The 17,098-nt window shown below is 64.8% G+C and carries 17 protein-coding genes and 3 pseudogenes; 11 read left to right on the top strand and 9 right to left on the bottom strand.

What is annotated here, in order from left to right:
- Nucleotides 1-106: 106 nt before the first annotated feature.
- The 9 genes and pseudogenes from SB772_RS04900 (at nt 107) to SB772_RS04940 (ending at nt 7,485) form a co-directional block, all read left to right on the top strand.
- Nucleotides 107-1,036: a DMT family transporter gene (locus tag SB772_RS04900; RefSeq protein ID WP_410832148.1), complete on the top strand. Its 930-nt coding sequence runs from the start codon at nt 107-109 to the stop codon at nt 1,034-1,036.
- The gene (locus tag SB772_RS04905) at nt 1,033-1,311 is read left to right on the top strand and encodes a hypothetical protein (RefSeq protein ID WP_410832149.1); all 279 of its coding nucleotides are present in this window, start codon (nt 1,033-1,035) and stop codon (nt 1,309-1,311) included. The genes SB772_RS04900 and SB772_RS04905 overlap by 4 nt, the downstream gene beginning before the upstream one ends.
- Nucleotides 1,312-1,535: 224 nt before the next feature.
- On the top strand, nt 1,536-2,135 hold the full coding sequence (locus SB772_RS04910) for a GNAT family N-acetyltransferase (protein ID WP_410832150.1): 600 nt from the start codon (nt 1,536-1,538) through the stop codon (nt 2,133-2,135).
- 50 nt (nt 2,136-2,185) lie between these two features.
- Nucleotides 2,186-3,055: a MerR family transcriptional regulator gene (locus tag SB772_RS04915; protein ID WP_410832151.1), complete on the top strand. Its 870-nt coding sequence runs from the start codon at nt 2,186-2,188 to the stop codon at nt 3,053-3,055.
- Nucleotides 3,056-3,242: 187 nt separating this feature from the next.
- Nucleotides 3,243-4,244, top strand: a complete 1,002-nt coding sequence (locus SB772_RS04920; protein WP_410832152.1) for a sulfonate ABC transporter substrate-binding protein — start codon at nt 3,243-3,245, stop codon at nt 4,242-4,244.
- Between the two features lie 313 nt (nt 4,245-4,557).
- A complete protein-coding gene (locus SB772_RS04925; protein WP_410832153.1) occupies nt 4,558-5,457 on the top strand; it encodes a mechanosensitive ion channel family protein in 900 nt (299 codons plus the stop codon).
- Nucleotides 5,458-5,715: 258 nt separating this feature from the next.
- Nucleotides 5,716-6,992 (top strand): annotated as a pseudogene (locus SB772_RS04930) (flavin-containing monooxygenase); the annotation flags it as partial.
- A gap of 2 nt (nt 6,993-6,994) precedes the next feature.
- A pseudogene (locus SB772_RS04935) lies at nt 6,995-7,336 on the top strand (metal-dependent hydrolase); the annotation flags it as partial.
- Nucleotides 7,333-7,485 (top strand): hypothetical protein, encoded by a 153-nt coding sequence (locus tag SB772_RS04940; protein WP_410832154.1) that lies wholly within the window; start codon nt 7,333-7,335, stop codon nt 7,483-7,485. The pseudogene SB772_RS04935 and the gene SB772_RS04940, both read left to right, overlap by 4 nt.
- Here SB772_RS04940 and SB772_RS04945 read toward each other — a convergent pair.
- The gene (locus tag SB772_RS04945; RefSeq protein WP_410832155.1) at nt 7,460-8,014 is read right to left on the bottom strand and encodes a putative glycolipid-binding domain-containing protein; all 555 of its coding nucleotides are present in this window, start codon (nt 8,012-8,014) and stop codon (nt 7,460-7,462) included. The two genes, SB772_RS04940 and SB772_RS04945, sit on opposite strands and share 26 nt — an antisense overlap.
- A gap of 75 nt (nt 8,015-8,089) precedes the next feature.
- On the opposite strand from SB772_RS04945, the pseudogene SB772_RS04950 reads away from it, so the two are divergent.
- A pseudogene (locus SB772_RS04950) lies at nt 8,090-8,206 on the top strand (class II aldolase/adducin family protein); the annotation flags it as partial.
- Between the two features lie 27 nt (nt 8,207-8,233).
- Here SB772_RS04950 and SB772_RS04955 read toward each other — a convergent pair.
- Nucleotides 8,234-8,944: an HAD-IA family hydrolase gene (locus SB772_RS04955; RefSeq protein ID WP_410832156.1), complete on the bottom strand. Its 711-nt coding sequence runs from the start codon at nt 8,942-8,944 to the stop codon at nt 8,234-8,236.
- A gap of 134 nt (nt 8,945-9,078) precedes the next feature.
- Between SB772_RS04955 and SB772_RS04960 the strand changes: the two genes are divergently transcribed.
- A complete protein-coding gene (locus tag SB772_RS04960) occupies nt 9,079-10,050 on the top strand; it encodes a LysR family transcriptional regulator (RefSeq protein WP_410832157.1) in 972 nt (323 codons plus the stop codon).
- Here SB772_RS04960 and SB772_RS04965 read toward each other — a convergent pair.
- The 7 genes from SB772_RS04965 to SB772_RS04995 are packed head-to-tail and all read right to left on the bottom strand — an operon-like array spanning nt 10,021 to nt 17,037.
- Nucleotides 10,021-10,464 (bottom strand): helix-turn-helix domain-containing protein, encoded by a 444-nt coding sequence (locus tag SB772_RS04965; RefSeq protein ID WP_410832158.1) that lies wholly within the window; start codon nt 10,462-10,464, stop codon nt 10,021-10,023. The genes SB772_RS04960 and SB772_RS04965 overlap by 30 nt on opposite strands.
- A complete protein-coding gene (locus SB772_RS04970; RefSeq protein WP_410832159.1) occupies nt 10,461-11,630 on the bottom strand; it encodes an NAD(P)/FAD-dependent oxidoreductase in 1,170 nt (389 codons plus the stop codon). Before SB772_RS04970 ends, SB772_RS04965 begins: the two co-directional genes overlap by 4 nt.
- Nucleotides 11,627-12,997 carry an FAD-dependent oxidoreductase gene (locus SB772_RS04975; protein ID WP_410832160.1) on the bottom strand — a complete coding sequence of 457 codons (1,371 nt, stop codon included), beginning with the start codon at nt 12,995-12,997 and terminating at the stop codon, nt 11,627-11,629. The genes SB772_RS04970 and SB772_RS04975 overlap by 4 nt, the downstream gene beginning before the upstream one ends.
- Nucleotides 12,982-13,296: a (2Fe-2S)-binding protein gene (locus tag SB772_RS04980; RefSeq protein WP_410832161.1), complete on the bottom strand. Its 315-nt coding sequence runs from the start codon at nt 13,294-13,296 to the stop codon at nt 12,982-12,984. The genes SB772_RS04975 and SB772_RS04980 overlap by 16 nt, the downstream gene beginning before the upstream one ends.
- Nucleotides 13,293-15,140 (bottom strand): ABC transporter ATP-binding protein, encoded by a 1,848-nt coding sequence (locus tag SB772_RS04985; RefSeq protein ID WP_410832162.1) that lies wholly within the window; start codon nt 15,138-15,140, stop codon nt 13,293-13,295. The genes SB772_RS04980 and SB772_RS04985 overlap by 4 nt, the downstream gene beginning before the upstream one ends.
- A complete protein-coding gene (locus tag SB772_RS04990) occupies nt 15,140-16,087 on the bottom strand; it encodes an ABC transporter permease (RefSeq protein WP_410832163.1) in 948 nt (315 codons plus the stop codon). The genes SB772_RS04985 and SB772_RS04990 overlap by 1 nt, the downstream gene beginning before the upstream one ends.
- Nucleotides 16,084-17,037 (bottom strand): ABC transporter permease, encoded by a 954-nt coding sequence (locus tag SB772_RS04995; protein ID WP_410832164.1) that lies wholly within the window; start codon nt 17,035-17,037, stop codon nt 16,084-16,086. Before SB772_RS04995 ends, SB772_RS04990 begins: the two co-directional genes overlap by 4 nt.
- Nucleotides 17,038-17,098: the final 61 nt, after the last annotated feature.

Here is a 17,098-nt window from a genome sequence, read left to right on the forward strand (position 1 = left end):
GTACTGCTCCATGTTCGGTACAGTTTGCACAAATTGTACTGATCCGTAGCTTACCCTTTACGGGCGCAAAGCGGATGCTATGGGTTCTCTCGAATGGACTCTCCCGATGGACAAGACAACCAATGGCTGGCTCAGCGGCCTCGCGGGCGTGCTGATATTCAGCGGCTCGCTGCCGGCCACGCGTATTGCCGTGCAGGGCCTCGACCCGGTGTTTCTCACAGTCGCCCGCGCGACGATCGCGGGCATTCTCGGCCTTGCGCTACTGCTCGCCTTTCGCGAGGCTCGCCCGGCGCGGCGCGACCTGCTGCCGCTGGTGGTCGTCGCGCTCGGTGTGGTGGTCGGCTTTCCGCTACTGACGGCACTCGCGCTGCGCCACATGACGTCGGCTCATGCGGTGGTGTTTATCGGGCTGCTGCCGCTCGCCACCGCGATCTTCGGCGTGCTGCGCGGCGGCGAGCGCCCGCAACCGGCGTTCTGGTTGTTCTCGACGCTCGGCAGCAGCGCGGTGGTCGCCTTCGCATTGCGCCACGGCCTCGACGCGTCGCCGATCGGCGACGCGCTGATGCTGGCGGCGATCATCGTTTGCGGCCTGGGCTATGCCGAAGGCGCGCGGCTCTCGCGTCATCTCGGCGGCTGGCAGGTGATCTCGTGGGCGCTGGTGTTGTCGCTGCCGGTGATGCTGCCGCTCGCGTGGTGGGCGCGGCCCGCATCGCTTGAAGGCATCAGTCACGCAGCGCTATGGGGCCTCGCCTACGTGTCGCTGTTCAGCATGCTGATCGGCTTCGTGTTCTGGTATCGCGGACTGGCGCTCGGCGGCATCGCGGGCGTCGGGCAACTGCAACTGCTGCAACCGTTCTTCGGCCTGCTGCTGGCCGCGCTGCTGCTGCACGAACCGGTGCCGCCCACGATGATTCTGGTCACCATCGTGGTGGTGGCATGCGTGGCGGGGGCACGGCGCTTTTCCCGAAGTGCGCCGGCGCAGCCACGCTCCACATTGCGGTATCCTCACCGGCTCGTTCAGAAGGAGGATTCATGAAGCTTTCGATTTGCCTGGCGGTTGCCGCCCTCGCGCTGTCCGCAACCGCGTACGCGCAAACCTATCGTTTCGGTGAAGGACAAAGCACGCTGCCCTCAGGCAGTGAGCATCCGGCACCCGCACCGGGCACGCAAGCGCAACAGCAGCAACCGCCCCGGCAACAGCAGCAGCCCGGCGAAGGCGCGCCAACCAAGGCCAAGCCGAAGCACAAGGCGACGCATCACCGGCATCATCGCGGGCATGTGACGCAGCCTGATATGTACTCGCATGGCTGATCGGTGAAGCGCATGCTTCGTGCATGCGTTTGCCTTAACGGTTGAAGAGCCCGGCAAGGCCGCGTTGCCGGGCTCCCTGCGGGCCGAGTCGCTCTGGCCGCTCACGTATGCATGCGGTGATACCGCCCATTCGTCGCAGCGATTTTTGACTCGCTTCAAATCCGCGCGCGCTGCGGGCATAGTGAAACGTATCCGCAGAGACAGCGGCCACTACAGGAACACGTATGAGTACCACCCGCCACGGGCCTTCTTCGACGGTTCCGGTCCACACCCCGTCCACCGCGCCGCTGATCCGCGACGCCACCGAAGCCGATCTGCCCGCGATTCAGGCGATCTACGCGCACCACGTGCTGACCGGCGTCGCCTCGTTCGAAGAAACGCCGCCTTCCGTCGACGATCTGCGCACGCGGCTCGCGTCGGTCCGCAGTCACGGCTTGCCGTACATGGTGGCCGAGATCGACGGCGAAGTCGCCGGCTATTGCTACGCGACACCCTACCGGTCGCGCGCCGCGTATCGCAACACCATCGAAGATTCGATCTACGTCGGCGATGCATATCGCGGCCGGGGTCTGGGACGCGTGCTATTGCAGGCGCTGATCGAACGATGCGAAACCGGACCGTGGCGCCAGATGATCGCCGTGATCGCCGACGGCGGCAGCGGCGGCTCCCTCTCGCTGCACGGGCAACTGGGCTTCGAGCTGATCGGCACGCTGAAGGCAGTCGGCTTCAAGCATGGCCGGTGGCTGGACACCACGTTGATGCAGCGAACGTTGGGCGCGGGCGATTCGGCCGTACCAGACGACGTCGCGCAGGAGCGCGGCTGAAGCGCAGGGCTTCTTCAATACGCATCTCGCGGCCGCGTTAAAATCCCCCCATGCCAAATACGCCGCCCCCCGCTCCCTCCCTGTCCGCCACCCCGAACGAAGTCCCCGGTAGCTACACGCCGCGCAACGAATACACCGTCGACGAACTCGCGCGCGTCACGGATACCACCGTACGCAACGTGCGCGCCTATCAGGACCGCGGTCTGCTCGCGCCGCCGGAAAAGCGCGGCCGGGTGGGCGTATACGACGACACGCACGTATCGCGTCTGAAGCTGATCAACCATCTGCTCGCGCGCGGCTACACTCTCGCGAACATCCAGGACCTGATCAAGGCGGTCGACGAAGGCCACGATCTGCGTTCGATCCTCGGCCTGGAAACCGCGATCGGCAGCCGCTGGTCGCGCGAGCGGCCGAAAAAATACTCGCTGATCGAACTGCTGCAGATGTTCGGCGACAAAGCCTCGCCGAGCGCGCTCGGTAAAGCTGTCGAGCTGGGTTTGCTGGAACGCAACGGCCTCTCGTTCGTGTCGGGCAACCCCACGGCGCTCGCCGCCGGCGCGACCATGGCGAAGGAAGGCATTCCACTGGCCGACCTGCTCGACGCCGTCGGCATCGCCCGGCCGCATTTCAATGCGGTCGCCAAGGCGCTGGTCGATCTGGTGGTTCGTCAACTCGACCGCTACGACGCCGACGCGCTGCCGCCGCCCGCCGACGTGCCCGCGCTGGTCGACGCGATCTGGCGTGTGCGGCCGTTGGCGATGGTGCTGGTGGAAAGCGAAATGAATCGCGCGCTCGAGGAAGCGTCCGGCGATTATCTCGGCGGCCGCGTCGCGGCGATCATGGAAAAGAAGCTCGGCCATCCGCCGGAAGGCACAGCGGCAGAGCGTGCTGTGGCAAAGAAAGGTAAACCCAAAAAATAGCCGTGCGGCGGACACTCGCGGCCACCCGGGTTGCGAAAGGCGCCTTTCCTGTCGCCGCTTATGCGGGCGCTTTCATGCCCCTGCGCGTTCGCGCGCGCGTCATATTCAAATCTGCATTGCTTCGTTTGATCGGCGGGACGTCCATGCGACGATCTTCGACCAATCGAACGCAATGGAGAGTCACCGGATGGCCTGTCATACCCGTATTTCGCTTCACATCGCCGCCGCGTTGCTGGTGGCGCTCACCACATTGAGCGCGACAGCGCAGAGCAGCCGCAATGGCAACGGCAGCGAGCCGGCCAAGGTGCTGCGCATCGGCTATCAGAAATCAGGCTTGCTCGCGATCCTCAAAGCGCAAGGCTCGCTCGACGACAAGCTCAAGCCGCTCGGCTACAGCATCAAATGGTTCGAATTTCCGGCCGGCCCGCAACTGCTCGAAGCACTGAATGCAAACAGCGTCGACTTCGGCTACACCGGCGCGCCGCCAGCGGTGTTCGCGCAAGCGGGCGGGGTGCGCTTCGTGTACGTGGGAGCTGAGCCGTCCGGACGTCATGCCGAAGCCGTGCTGGTCAGAAACGATTCGACGCTGCGTAGCTTGGCGGAACTGAAGGGCAAACGCGTGGCGCTGCAGAAGGGTTCGAGCGCGAACTATCTGCTGCTGGAGGCGCTGAAGAAAGCGGGTCTGCGTTACGAGGACATCCGCCCGGTGTATCTGGCGCCCGCGGATGCGCGGGCCGCCTTCGAGGGCGGCACCGTCGATGCGTGGGTAATCTGGGACCCGTACTACGCCTCTGCACAACAGGCGCTGAAAGCGCGCACCCTCGTGGGCTATTCGGGGCTCGACACCCCTTACAGCTTCTATGAAGCGACACGCGACTTCGCGCAGCAGCATCCAGACGTGATCGTCGCGATTCTCGGGCAGTTGCGCACCACCGGCCTGTGGGTGAACGGCCATCCGGTGGAAACCGCCGCGCTGATCGCGCCGAAGGTCGGTCTGGATCAGCAGCTGGTCGAAACATGGGTGCGCCGCTATCCGTACGGCACCACCGCCGTGACCGACGAGATTGTGCGCTCGCAGCAGGGGGTCGCCGATGCGTTTTACGGCGCCCATCTGATTCCACAGAAAGTTACCGTGAAGGACAACGTATGGCAAAACCGCGAGGTGGCAGCCAGTCTTGCGGAAAAATAGACGTTGTCAGTTCGAAAACACAGCACCACGCGTTACTTCGTCATCCGTATCGATTTATGCCTTGATGCCCCCTCTCACCTCGCTATCGCGCGCCGCCCGCCTTTTGCATCCGGAAACTCAATTTGTTGAAAAGGTTTTACCGGCAGAACTTTCGCTTTGCGACGCGGTCCCTTCTTCGCACGCTTTAATCGCGTCATTCTCCGGATACCTGCTCGTCACTCGCGTTGCGCGGACGCGCGGGTTTCACGCTTCTTATAAACCATGCGGCGAACAACACACCGCCGCTTAAAAAAAACCCAGGACCGTTAAGGCCATGCAGACTCTACTCGCTGAGGTTCACCCTAACCAGTGGACCTTCCTTTGGGACGCACTCGCCACGATCTCGATGCGCCTGTGCGCGGCCGCATTGATATTGGTGGTGGGCTGGTGGGTCGCCCGCCGCGTCGCACGCTCGCTCAACCGGCTGCTCGCGAGCCAGTCTCGCATGGACGCCACGCTGCGCCCGGTCATCTGCGACACGTGCCTGTGGAGCATTCGCGTCGTCTCGATCATCGGCGCGCTGTCGCAACTGGGTATCCAGACGGCGAGCATCGTCGCCGTGCTCGGCGCCGCCGGCCTCGCTATCGGTCTCGCGCTGCAGGGCACGATGCAAAACATCGCGGCCGGCATCATGCTTTTGCTGCTGCGGCCGTTCAAGGTGGGCGATTACATTGATGCCGGCGCGGGCAACGTCGCGGGCACCGTCGAAGAAATCAGCCTGTTCACGACGCGCCTCACGAAAGCCGACGGCATTTGCGAATACGTGCCGAACAGCGCGCTGTGGAGCAATTCAATCCGCAATTACAACCGCAATCCGACCCGCCGACTTGATCTGGAAGTGGAAATCTCAGTGCGTGACGATGTCGACCAGGCGCTGGCCGCACTGCGCAATCTCGCCGTTGCCGACCCGCGCGCGCTGCAAAAGCCCGCGCCGCAGGTGATGGTGGCCCGTTTCGACGACAGCACCGTGGTCCTGAACATCCGCGTGTGGACCAGCATCGACGCGTTCTGGGACATGCGCTGGGATCTCGCTCGCCAGGTCCGTCAAACGCTCAACAACGCGCAATGCAGCTTGCCGGTCCGCACACGTGAACTGCATATCGTGCAAAGCAACGGCACCGACGAGCCTGCAGCGGCTCGCATGACTGCCGCGCCGAAGGCATCGGTGCAATAACACGTTGAAGCGGTAGGCCGGGTGGGTTTCCGAAGCGAATCCGCCCGGCATTTTTCACATAACGGAACGACACACACTTCCGCATCAGCCTCGAAGCCCTACCCGGCCAGCACCGTAGCCGCTCGGGCCTTGCGCCACAACCTCCGCCGCTCCATAGAGTTTCCCGTCTAAACAGCCGCTTGCGGCATCCGTTGCCGGCCGCTATTGTTACATCACTCAATGTAACAGTTAAGGGTGAACAAAAAGGAGACGGATCGGATGAACGCACGCATGATGCCCAACGACGCCGCGGCGCCCGACGCGTCCGCGTCCATCGATACCGATATCGCGATCATCGGCTCCGGCTTCGCGGGCCTGGGCATGGCGATCCGGCTCCGGCAGGCCGGCATGACCGATTTTCTCGTTGCCGAAAAGGCCGATTCGGTCGGCGGCACCTGGCGCGACAACCACTACCCCGGCTGCGCCTGCGACGTTCAATCGCACGTCTATTCGTTCTCGTTCGCCCCGAATCCGCACTGGACCCGCATGTTCGCGCGCCAGCCGGAAATTCGCGCTTATCTGGAAGACTGCACGCAACGCTTCGGCATCCAGCGTCATGTGCGCTTTGGTCACGAACTGGCGAGCGCGATCTATCACGAGACGCGCCACCGCTGGCAATTGACCTTCGCCGACGGCCGGCAATGGTCGGCGCGGGTGCTGATCTCAGGCATGGGCGGACTGTCGCGCGCGGCCACGCCGCGCCTTGCCGGCCTCGAAACCTTCAAGGGCAAGGCGTTCCACTCGCAGCACTGGGACCACGCCTATCCGCTCGAAGGCAAACGCGTCGCCGTGATCGGCACCGGCGCGAGCGCGATCCAGTTCGTGCCGCAAATCGCGCCGCGCGTGGCCCATCTGAACCTGTTCCAGCGCACGCCGCCGTGGATCATGCCGAAGGCCGACCGCCCGGTGAAACCGCTCGAACAATGGCTGTTCCGGCATCTGCCGTTCACGCAGAAGATCATGCGCTCGGCGCTCTACTGCATGCTCGAATCGCGCGCCTTCGGCTTCGCGATCCACCCTTCGCTGATGAAGACCGCGCAGAAAGTGGCGGAGCGGCATCTGCGCCGCCAGGTGCCCGATCCGCAATTGCGCGCGACACTCACGCCAACTACACAATGGGTTGCAAGCGCATTCTGATTTCAAACGACTACTTCCCTGCGCTGTCACGCCAGAACGTCTCGGTGACGACCACCGGCATCGCCCGCGTCGAGGAAGACGCGGTGATCACGACCGACGGCGCGCGTCATCCGGTCGATTGCCTGATCTTCGGCACCGGCTTCCAGGTGGCCGATCCGTTTCCGCCGGGCGTGGTGCTCGGGCGCGGCGGCGTCGATATCGTCGATACGTGGCGCGATGGCGCGCATGCGTATCTCGGCACCACACTGCCTGGCTATCCGAACTTCTTCATGATCGTCGGCCCGAACACGGGGCTCGGTCACAACTCGATGGTGTTCATGATCGAGTCGCAGGTCGAGTACATCCTGCGCGCGTTGAAGACTACCTGCTGCGCACCGGTACGATGCTCGCCACCACGTTGACATTCTGGCTGATCGTGTTCGACTACCACCTGCGCCTGATCGTCGCCGATCGCAAACGCGAAGGCCGTATTCGCGGCATGTGGCGCGTGGTGAAGTATCTGTACGGGCCGCGTCATGGCGTGTTTCCGCGCATCGCCGGTGAGTGGCTGAGCTTTTTCCGGCCCGGCTTTCATCCGTGGGATCACGACAATCGCGCGCAACTCGCGCGTATCGACGGCCTCGTGGCCGCGGTCGACGCCGCCAATGCAGCGACGCCGAGCGCACGCAAGGCCGCACGGCGCAGCATGCAGGCGGCGGCGTGATTCGCGACATGCTGTTGCACCCGCGTGCTCGCCATGCGCATGCACCGGTGCAGTTCATCGAGCGCTTTGTCGAGCAGCACCGACCGGGCAACAGCGTGGGCAACGGCGGCCCTGACAGCGCCGTCAACGCGCGCGCGGCAGGCGCGTGAACAGCGTCGGATAGTCGATCACCAGGCCGTCTTCATCGACCTTAATGTTCGCCGTGAAATTGCGGAAGATGCCCTCGTAGCGATACTCGCGATTCAACTCGATGCACGAATAGGCCTGCTCGACACGTGTGACCTGCAAATCAGGCGTCGAAATGTACGCCACGGAGATCGGCTGACGCTCGCCCACGGCCAATTGCAAGCGGCGGATCGGCAGCGTGTTGGTGAACGGCGTGGCCGCGATATCGATGTCGATACAGCCCTCGATCGAACTCAGCACGAGACCGTGGCCGTCGCGCCAATGGCCCGCGCCGTCACCGTGCAGTTCCAGTTCGCCACCGCCGACAATCTTCAGCCACGCATAGGTGGTGCGCCACTGCGAATCGCAGTGCACCTTGTAGTGCAAGCCGTAGGCCTTGCCGTAGCGCTGTCCGACCACGGCGCTTTCGACCGCAAAGCCGTCGTCGCCGGCGTCGAACGCCAGATGCTCGACGCCGTCGCCCTCTTCCGATGCCCATCGTATTTCACGCATTAGCACGTCTCCTTGTGGAACGGCGTGGCGAATCCGTGGGTCCGCGTGCCGGACTCCTATCGTAGCGCGAACGACGCGGTAGCGGCACGCACCGCCGAACAGCTGTACGACGGCGGCGCGGTGGAAGGCGCACTGGAATGGCCCGCCTTGCTGCGCAAACTCGACAGGATCGATCGCGCCTATCGCGACTGAATTCGCACTTTTGGCTCCATCCAATACTCAAGCGCCCCGCGCCTCCGCCTCGACCGCATCGGCAAGCGCCGCCATCGTCGCGAATCTGAATGTCGGCGTCGTCACCCCGGAAGGCGTCGGCGTCGCGCCGAAACCCTTCATGTCTTGCCGGCGTTCGATCCAGCACGTCGAATAACCCAGCCCGGTCGCCACGCCGATGTCGTGGTACTGGCTCTGCGCCGTGTGCAGGATCTCGCCGAACTTGTAGCCGAACGCCGCCTGGCGTCCACGGTTGTATGCAAAGAATTGCGGATCGGGTTTGGCGACACCGGTCTCGTCGCACGTCACCGTGTCGTCGAACGGATCGCCGAGCGTGTAGGCATAAGACGAAAGCGCCACGCGGTCGGCGTTCGTCATGGCCACCAGGCGGAAATGTTTGCGCAGGCGTTTGAGCGCGTCGACGGAATCGCTGAAGGCCGGCCAGTCGAGCACGTCGCGTTGGAATGCCGCGGCGGTTTGGGCATCGTCGGGCAAGCCCAACTCTTTAGCCAGCGACAAATAAACGTTCGCCATCTCCTTGCTCGAACGGCCCGGATGCTTTTCACGGCCACGCATGTAGGGCTGGAAAATCTGGTCATCGGTCAGATCCTTTGCCGCGTCGCCGCCAAGCCGGCGTACCGACGCGAGCACCCCGCTTTCAAAGTCGATCAGCGTACCGACGACGTCGAAAGTCAGAACCTTGAATTGAGTCAGTTTCATTTCGTAATCCTTTGAAGTCCGCAAGTCATGCTCAGTGAATGACGCACCGCACTACCGCGCGTTTCACAAAAATATACGGGGCGATCTTATTGACAGCAATTCCCTAATTGTTGGATCGGGCATAACATGAAGTTATGCCTAGTCTCCGCAGAAAACTACCCAGCGCGAACGCATTGTTCGTCTTCGAAGCCGCCGCCCGTTGTGGCAATTTCACGCGCGCGGCGCAGGAGTTGTACGTCAGTCAGCCGGCTGTCAGCAGAATGCTCGCGCGCATGGAAGATCATCTCGGCGTGCAGTTGTTCGAGCGAGTGCGCGGCGGGATTGAACTGACAGAAAACGGCAAGATCCTCTACCGCAAGATCAGCGAGGGATTCGGCGGAATAGAAGACGCGATCCGCGAAATCGAAGCGCGCGCCACCGGCGTGGACACCGTCACGCTATCGGTATCCACGGCGTTCACCACGCACTGGCTGATGCCGCGGCTGAACCGCCTCAATCAGGCGTTTCCGTCGATCGATCTGCGCTTCCAGCTGATTTCAGGGCGTATCGGCGGCCCGCTCGTCGACGTCGATCTCGGCATGCGTTTCCTGAAGGAAGAGGAATTCGACGCCAACAGCGCGCTCGTGATGCCCGAGACGCTGCTGCCCGTCTGCAACCATCGCTATTACGTCCAGATGCAGCAGGATGCCGGCCGCGCAAAAGGCGACACGGTGATCGTGATGGACGACGAAGAACGCGGCTGGCACGAGCGCTTCACGGCGTTCGCGGAACATCGGCGGCGTGCGGCACACATGCTGAGTTTCAACGACTACGCGATCGTCGTGCAGGCCGCCTTGCTCGGCCAGGGAATCGCGCTCGGCTGGCTCAACGTGGTGGCGCACTGGTTGTGCGAAGGCGCCCTGCTGCCGGCCGAAAACGAAATCATCGTGACGAACCGGCGCTTCTGTGTCGTGTCGCCACCGCATCGGCCGATGCGGCCCATCGTGGCAAGCTTGCGCGACTGGATTATCGAAGAAACGCGGGCGGATATGCACACGGTCGATCGCACGCACCCGGCGCTCGGCATCCGCGCCGCGCTAAAAAAAGCCGGACTGGTGCTTGGCTGAGCGCCCGGTATTCATCGAGGCAACGGGCGCCGCTGCTCCCGTTGCACTCGCTGCGCGCTTCATGCTGGAAACAGACTGCGCGCCGCCATGCGCCGCCGCGCGCTCGATAAACATGCTGGGCGTCATCCCGCAGCATCGTTTGAAATGGCGGCCGAAGTGGCTCTGATCGAAGAAGCCGACCTCGGTCGCGACGACAGACCCCGGCACGCCTTCGAGCAACAACGTCTGCGCGCGTTGAATCCGCAAGCCGCACAGATACCGGTACGGCGACGATCCGTACTGCTGGCGGAACACGGTCGCAAACCGCGAAACACTGAGCGCGGACAACTCGGCAAGCTGTGCGAGCGTCACCGGCTCCGCGAAATGCGCTTCGATAAATGCCCGGGCAGCATTGAGCGTGATGGACTGTTTCATGACGTCGCGGTTTCGGAATGGGCAGCCGGGCGCTTCGCAAAACGTGCGATGGAAAACGCGTCGAGCGGAATCGGTGTGCTGCCTGTGTCGGCCAGTTCGGCCAGCGTCTCGCCTACCCCCGGGCCGATCTGGAAACCCGAGCCGCAGAAGCCGAACGCGTAGTACAGGCCGTCCACCTTGCTGCTCGGGCCGATCACCGGCTCGCCGTCGGGCAGATAACTCTCTACCCCGCTCCAGACGCGAATCACATGCAGCGGCGCCATCGCGGGCACGAGGCGGCGCAGTTGCGCCAGTTGACGCACGGTATTGCTCGGCACGACCGAAGCGCGAGACGTGGCGGCATCCGCCGGACCACCGGGACCGCCGCCGAGAATGATGTTGCCGCGCGGAATCTGGCGGAAATAGATGCTCTCTTCCTTCACCGACGTGAAGACCCCCATCGACGACCTGAACACGTACGGCACCGGCTCCGTGACGGCCATCTGCGGCCCGCTCGCGGCGAGCGGCACGGATTCGCCGAACTGCTCGCCAAGCCGGTTCGCCCAGGCGCCCGCGCAGATCACCAGTTGCGCCGCGCGATACACTTCGCCGCGCGCGCTCTCCACGCGAAACCGGTCGCCGTCCTTTTCGACCCGGACGATCTCCGTGTTCTCCACGATCCGCGCGCCGAGACGCGCGGCTGCCCGGCCGAACGCAGGCGCGGCGAGACGCGGGTTGGCATGGCCGTCGAGCGGCGAAATCGACGCCGCCAGCACCTCGCGCCCGAGGAACGGAAAGCGCCGGAACATCGCTTCGCCGTGCAGCACTTCGAGTTCGAGACCATGCGCCCGCGCGTCGATCGCGTACCGGTCGATATTCTCCACGTCCCTCTGGTGGTAGCACACGCGCGTATGGCCCGACGGCAGGAACTCGACGTCCTCGCCGAGCAGCGCCGCGGAGCGGTGCCAGGTCCGCAGCGCGCGGTTCGCCATCGCCAGTTGCGGCAGCGCGCGGCCTTGCCGGCGAATCCCGCCGAAGTTCACACCGCTCGCCTGCTGCCCGGTGAGTCCACGTTCGAGCAGAATCACCGAACGGTTGCGCTGACGCAGGAAGAATGCGGTGCTCGTTCCCATGATGCCGCCGCCAATCACGATCACGTCGGCTTCGGTTGCGTTCGTTGCGCTCATTCGCTCACCTCCTCGACAAGCGCCACGGGCAACGGCTTGACAGGCGCCTGCCCGCGCAGCCGTCCCACCGAGGACAACGGCACCGACGCCGCCGCCGCGATCACCTCAGCGCCCGCGTGGCCGCAATAGCGTCCCTGGCAACGACCCATGCCGACGCGCGAAAACGCCTTCGCGCGATTGGCCTCCTGCGCGCCGGTCTCACGCACGACGCGGCGCAACTCGCCCGCGGTAATCGCCTCGCAGCGGCAGACGATCGTTTCGTCGGGGATCGACGCGGCGAATTTCGCCGGCCACGGAAAGGCTTGCCGCAAACCCGCGGCAAAGCGCGTGAAGCGGGCGAGTTCGGCGCGCAGGCGCTCGACGCCCTCGACCCGGATGCCGTGGTCGTGCATCGCCGCGAGTGCTGCAAGGCGGCCCGAACGTTCGGCGGCATCCGCACCGCGAACCCGTGCGCCATCGCCCGCCAGGTAGATGCCCTTCAGGCTGCTGCGGCCGTCCGTGTCGATTTGCGGCAGCCATTGCCGGGTACTGTCGTCGAACAGGAACCGGCAACCCGCGAGGTCCGCAAGCTGTGTTTCGGGACGCAGGTGATAGCCGAGCGCGACGGCCTCGCACGCCAGCTCGAAGCGCTCGCCGCCCGGCAACTCAACTTCGACGCCGCTCACGCCGTCTTGCGGCGAACCCTTGATTTCGATCGGCTGCACGCCGCGATGAACCGGCACGCGCGCCTGCGCCAGTACGCGTGTCAATGCAATACCCTTTCTGAGCGCGGACGGAATTGCCAGCAGGCGGGGCAGCGCGGCAACGCGCTGCATGAACGTCGACGTATCGAGCACCGCGGCCACTTGCGCACCTGCCTTCACGTATTGCGCGGCGACGAGATACAGCAGCGGGCCGCTGCCCATCATCACAGTGCGTGCGCCGATCGCGCAGCCCTGCGATTTCAGCGCGACCTGTGCGCCGCCCAGGCTGTAGGTGCCGGCGAGATGCCAGCCCTTGACCGGCATCAGCCGATCCGTCGCGCCGCTGCAAACGATAAGAGAATCGAACCCGAGCGTCCGGTACTGCGTGCCGCTCACCAGATGCACGGTGTTCGGCGTGATGTTCCAGACCAGCGTCTGCGGCAGATAGTCGAACTTGCCCTTCAGCGCATCGAAACTCTGATGCAACGCAGCGGCACGCTCAGCCTCGGTGCCGTACAGCGTCTCGTAGCTGCGCGAAAACCCTTCCGCTTGCCGCCGGTAGATCTGACCGCCGTCGCGCCGGCCTTCGTCGATGACCGTGGGCCGCAGCCCCGCTTCGACCAGCGCCTGCGCGGCGCGCACCCCCGCCGGGCCGGTGCCGATGATGATTACACGCGGGGCCATACACCCTCCCCGGCAGCGGACAGTTTCGTGACGATCGACATGCCCGGCACGGCGGGCGTACTACAGGCGCGAACGCGCGCGCCCGCCGCCGTCCAGACCCAGCAGTCCTGGCATGCGCCCATCAGGCAGAAACCGGCACGGCGGCCGTCGCCGAATTCGGAATCGCGCAACGTCGTCGCGCCGGTCAGCAACGCGACCATCAGCGTGTCGCCCTCGGCGGCCTGCTGCACGACGCCGTCCACAGTGATCGGAAAGGTCTTGCGGCCCGTCTCCGCGACCCGCACAAATCGTCCGCTCATGCCGGGGTCGCCTCCGCGGTTTGCAAGCGGTTCAATTCGGCCGCCGGATGGTGGCAAAGAATCTCCGCACCCGAAGACAGCTTCTTCAGCGACGGCGGCGTCATATTGCACATGCCGTCGATTCGCACCGGACAGCGCGCGCGGAACGAGCACAGCTCGGTGACGTCGGCATTCGGCCCCAGCGGCGGCAACGCGGCCACGCCGAGTTCGCGGCGCGCGTCGAGCCAGCCGGGCTTCAGCGCGGGGACGGAATCGACCAGCAGTTCCGTGTACGGATGATACGGCGGCGCCGCGAGCACGTCGCGCTGTCCTGCTTCCACACGACGCCCCGCATACAGCACGATTACTTCGTCGCAGATCGCGCGCACAGTCGAGATGTCGTGGCTGATGAACATGTACGACACGCCGAGCTCGCGACGCAATTCACCCAGCAAGTCGAGGATCGCCGCGCCGACCACGGTATCGAGTGCGGACGTGACTTCGTCGCACAGGATCAACGCCGGATCGGCGGCGAGTGCGCGCGCCAGATTCACGCGCTGCTTCTGGCCGCCGGACAGTCCGGCGGGCGGGCGCGTCGCGATCGATGCCGGCAGCTTGACCAGATCGAGCAGTTCCAGCATGCGTTTCTTCGCGGCCGAGCCACTCAGGTGGTGATAAAAGGCGAGCGGCCGGCCGAGGATATCGGCGATCGAATGGCTCGGATTCAGCGCGGTGTCGGCGTTCTGGAACACGATCTGGATCTGCCGGTACTGTTCCGGCGTGCGCTGCGACAGTTGCGCGGGCAGCGGCTTGCCGTCGAACCGAACCTCGCCGCGGGCGCGATCGACGAGGCCCGCCACCACCCGCGCCAGCGTCGTCTTGCCGGAGCCGGATTCGCCGATCACGCCGAGCGTGCGGCCACGCGGGATCGACAGATTGACGTCGTCGAGCACCCGCACCGCGGGTAAGCCCTCGCTGTCGAGCCGGCCGTAACCCGCCGCGAGGCCGCGAATTTCCAGCAGCGGCGGCAGCACGCGGCCGGTTTTATCGCCAGGCGTGCCGAGTTCCAGTTCCGGGCGGCGTGTCGCGGCGAGCAGTTGGCGCGTGTAGGCATCGACGGGCGCGTCGAGCACTTGCGCGACCTCGCCGTTTTCCTTCACCGCGCCGCCGTTCAACACGACAATGCGGTCGGCCATTTGCGCGACCACCGCCAGATCGTGCGAGACATACACGGCGGTCGTGCCGAGTTCGCGAACCACTTTCTTGAACGCCGCGAGCACTTCGATCTGCGTGGTGACGTCGAGCGCGGTGGTCGGCTCGTCGAACACGACGACGGCCGGATCGGTAATCAGCGCCATTGCGGCCATCAACCGCTGCAACTGGCCGCCCGACACCTGGTGCGGATAGCGCTCGCCGAGCGTCTCCGGCGCGGGCAGCGCCAGCGCGCGGAACAGGCCGATCGCCTTGGCGCGCGCGGCGTCTTTCGTCATCAGGCGATGCAGCAAGACGGGCTCGGTGACCTGATCCATGATCGTGCGCGCCGGGTTGAAACCGGCCGACGCGCTCTGCGCGACATACGCAACGGTCCGCGCCCGCAATGCGCGACGGCCCGTCTCGTCGAGCGACAGCACCTCCACCTCGCCGACTCGCACCGACCCGCCGCTGATCGAGCAGCCGGCCCGCGCATAGCCGAGCAGCGACAGCGCGATGGTCGTCTTGCCCGAGCCGGACTCGCCGATCAGCGCGAGCACCTCGCCCTTCTTCACCGAAAAATCGACACCCTTGACGATCTCGGTCACGGGACCCGGCGCCGCACCCGCGACGACCCGCAGGCCCTTCACTTCAATCATGTCGTGAGCCGCCATCACGCACCTCCTTGACCACGGCCACGGCGCCGCAGGTTGTCGATCAGCAGATTCATGCCGATGGTCAGCGTCGCGATCGCAATGGCCGGCATCAGTACGGCAGGCGCCCCCTCGGACAAGCCGCCGATGTTTTCGCGCACCAGCGAACCCCAGTCCGCGTTCGGCGGTTGCACGCCGAGCCCGAGGAAACTCAGCCCGCTGAGCAGCAGGACGATGAACACGAAGCGCAGGCCGAAATCGGTGAGCATCGGATGGATCATGTTCGGCAGCACTTCGACACGCGCGATGTAGAAGATCCCCTCGCCGCGCGCTCGCGCCACCTGTACGTATTCGAGGCCCATCAGGTTCACCGCGAGCGAGCGCGAAATGCGGAACGCGCCCGGGATATAGGCCAGCGCGGCGACGGTCGTCAGCATCGGGATCGACGAACCGAACGCGGCGACCACGACGAGCGCGAGGACCTTGCTCGGAATCGAAATGATCGCGTCAAACAGGCGGCTCAGTATCTCGTCGACCCAGCGTGTGGACACGGCCGCCAGCAGACCGAAAAACGTGCCGATCACGCTGGCGAGAACGGCCGCCGCCAGCGCGAGGCCGACCGTGTAGCGCGCGCCATAGAGAATCCGGCTCAGCATGTCGCGGCCGAGATAGTCGGTGCCGAGCGGATAAGCCGCGCTGTAGGAGCCGAAAATCTCCGTCGACGTGAGCGCACCGCCTTTGTACGGCGCGATCAGCGGCCCGATGAACGCAACGATCAGCCAGAAGGCCACCAGCGCGAGGCCGATCAGGCCCAGCACGGAGAAGCGGTGAACCAGCCGTTTGAACACGCCTTGTTGCAGCGCTGCCGCGTCGGCTACCGGCGGCTCGACGACGAGTTCGTCGCGGCTCACGTCGTACAGTTCCGTGCCGGCGTGGGGCACGTGGGGGTTGGTAGGTCGGCTCATCATTGACGCAACCTCGGGTTGGATACGATCTGACACAGGTCCGCGATCAGCACGAGCGCGAGATACGCCGCGCAGAACACCATCACGCATCCCTGAACGAGCGGCATGTCGCGGTTCGTGACGGCGTCGACCATCAGGCTCGCGAGACCGGGATAGTTGAAAATCGACTCGACGATCACCACGCCGCCGAACAGATACGACAGGCTCATCGCCACCGCATTGGCGATCGGGCCGATGGTGTTCGGCAGCACGTGCCACAGCACCACGCGCACCGGCGAGGCGCCCTTGAGCACGGCCATTTCCACATACGACGAATTGAGCTGATCGAGCATCGCGGCACGCGTCATGCGCGCCATCTGCGCGACGATCACGCAGCACAGCGTCATCACGGGCATCGCGTAGATCCGCAGCAGCGCACCGAACGAGTTCACTTCCGACAGATACGAGAGCGCGGGCAGCCAGCGCAGCTTGACGGCGAAGATCAGCACGGCGATCGTCGCGACCAGGAATTCCGGCACCGCGACCGTCGACAACGTCAGCACATTGAGCGCGCGGTCGAGCAGCGAACCGCGGAACATCGCCGACGCAATACCGATCAGCAACGCGACCGGCACCGAGACCAGCGCCGTCAGCCCGGCGAGCACCAGCGAGTTGGGCAGGCGCGTGGCGATCAGCTGGCTGACCGGCAGGTTGTTCGACAACGAGGTGCCGAAATTGCCGCTGACAATATGAACGAGCCACTCGAAGTAGCGTTGCAACGCCGGCTGGTCGAGTCCGAATTGATGCCGCAATGCCGCCACGGCTTCGGGCGTCGCCGCCTGGCCGAGCGCCTGTTGTGCGGCATCGCCGGGAAGCAGGCCGGTGATGGCGAACACGATCGCCGAGACCAGCAGCAGCGTAAGCAGCGCGAGGCCGAGGCGCGCGGCGATGAGTCGTTGCGCGTGTGCTTTCATCGAGAGTCGCCTCCAAGGTTAAAACCGCATGCCAACAAAGTGGCGTGCGTGTCACCGGGTT

This window comes from Paraburkholderia sp. SIMBA_030, from assembly GCF_046535245.1.
Lineage (GTDB): Bacteria > Pseudomonadota > Gammaproteobacteria > Burkholderiales > Burkholderiaceae > Paraburkholderia.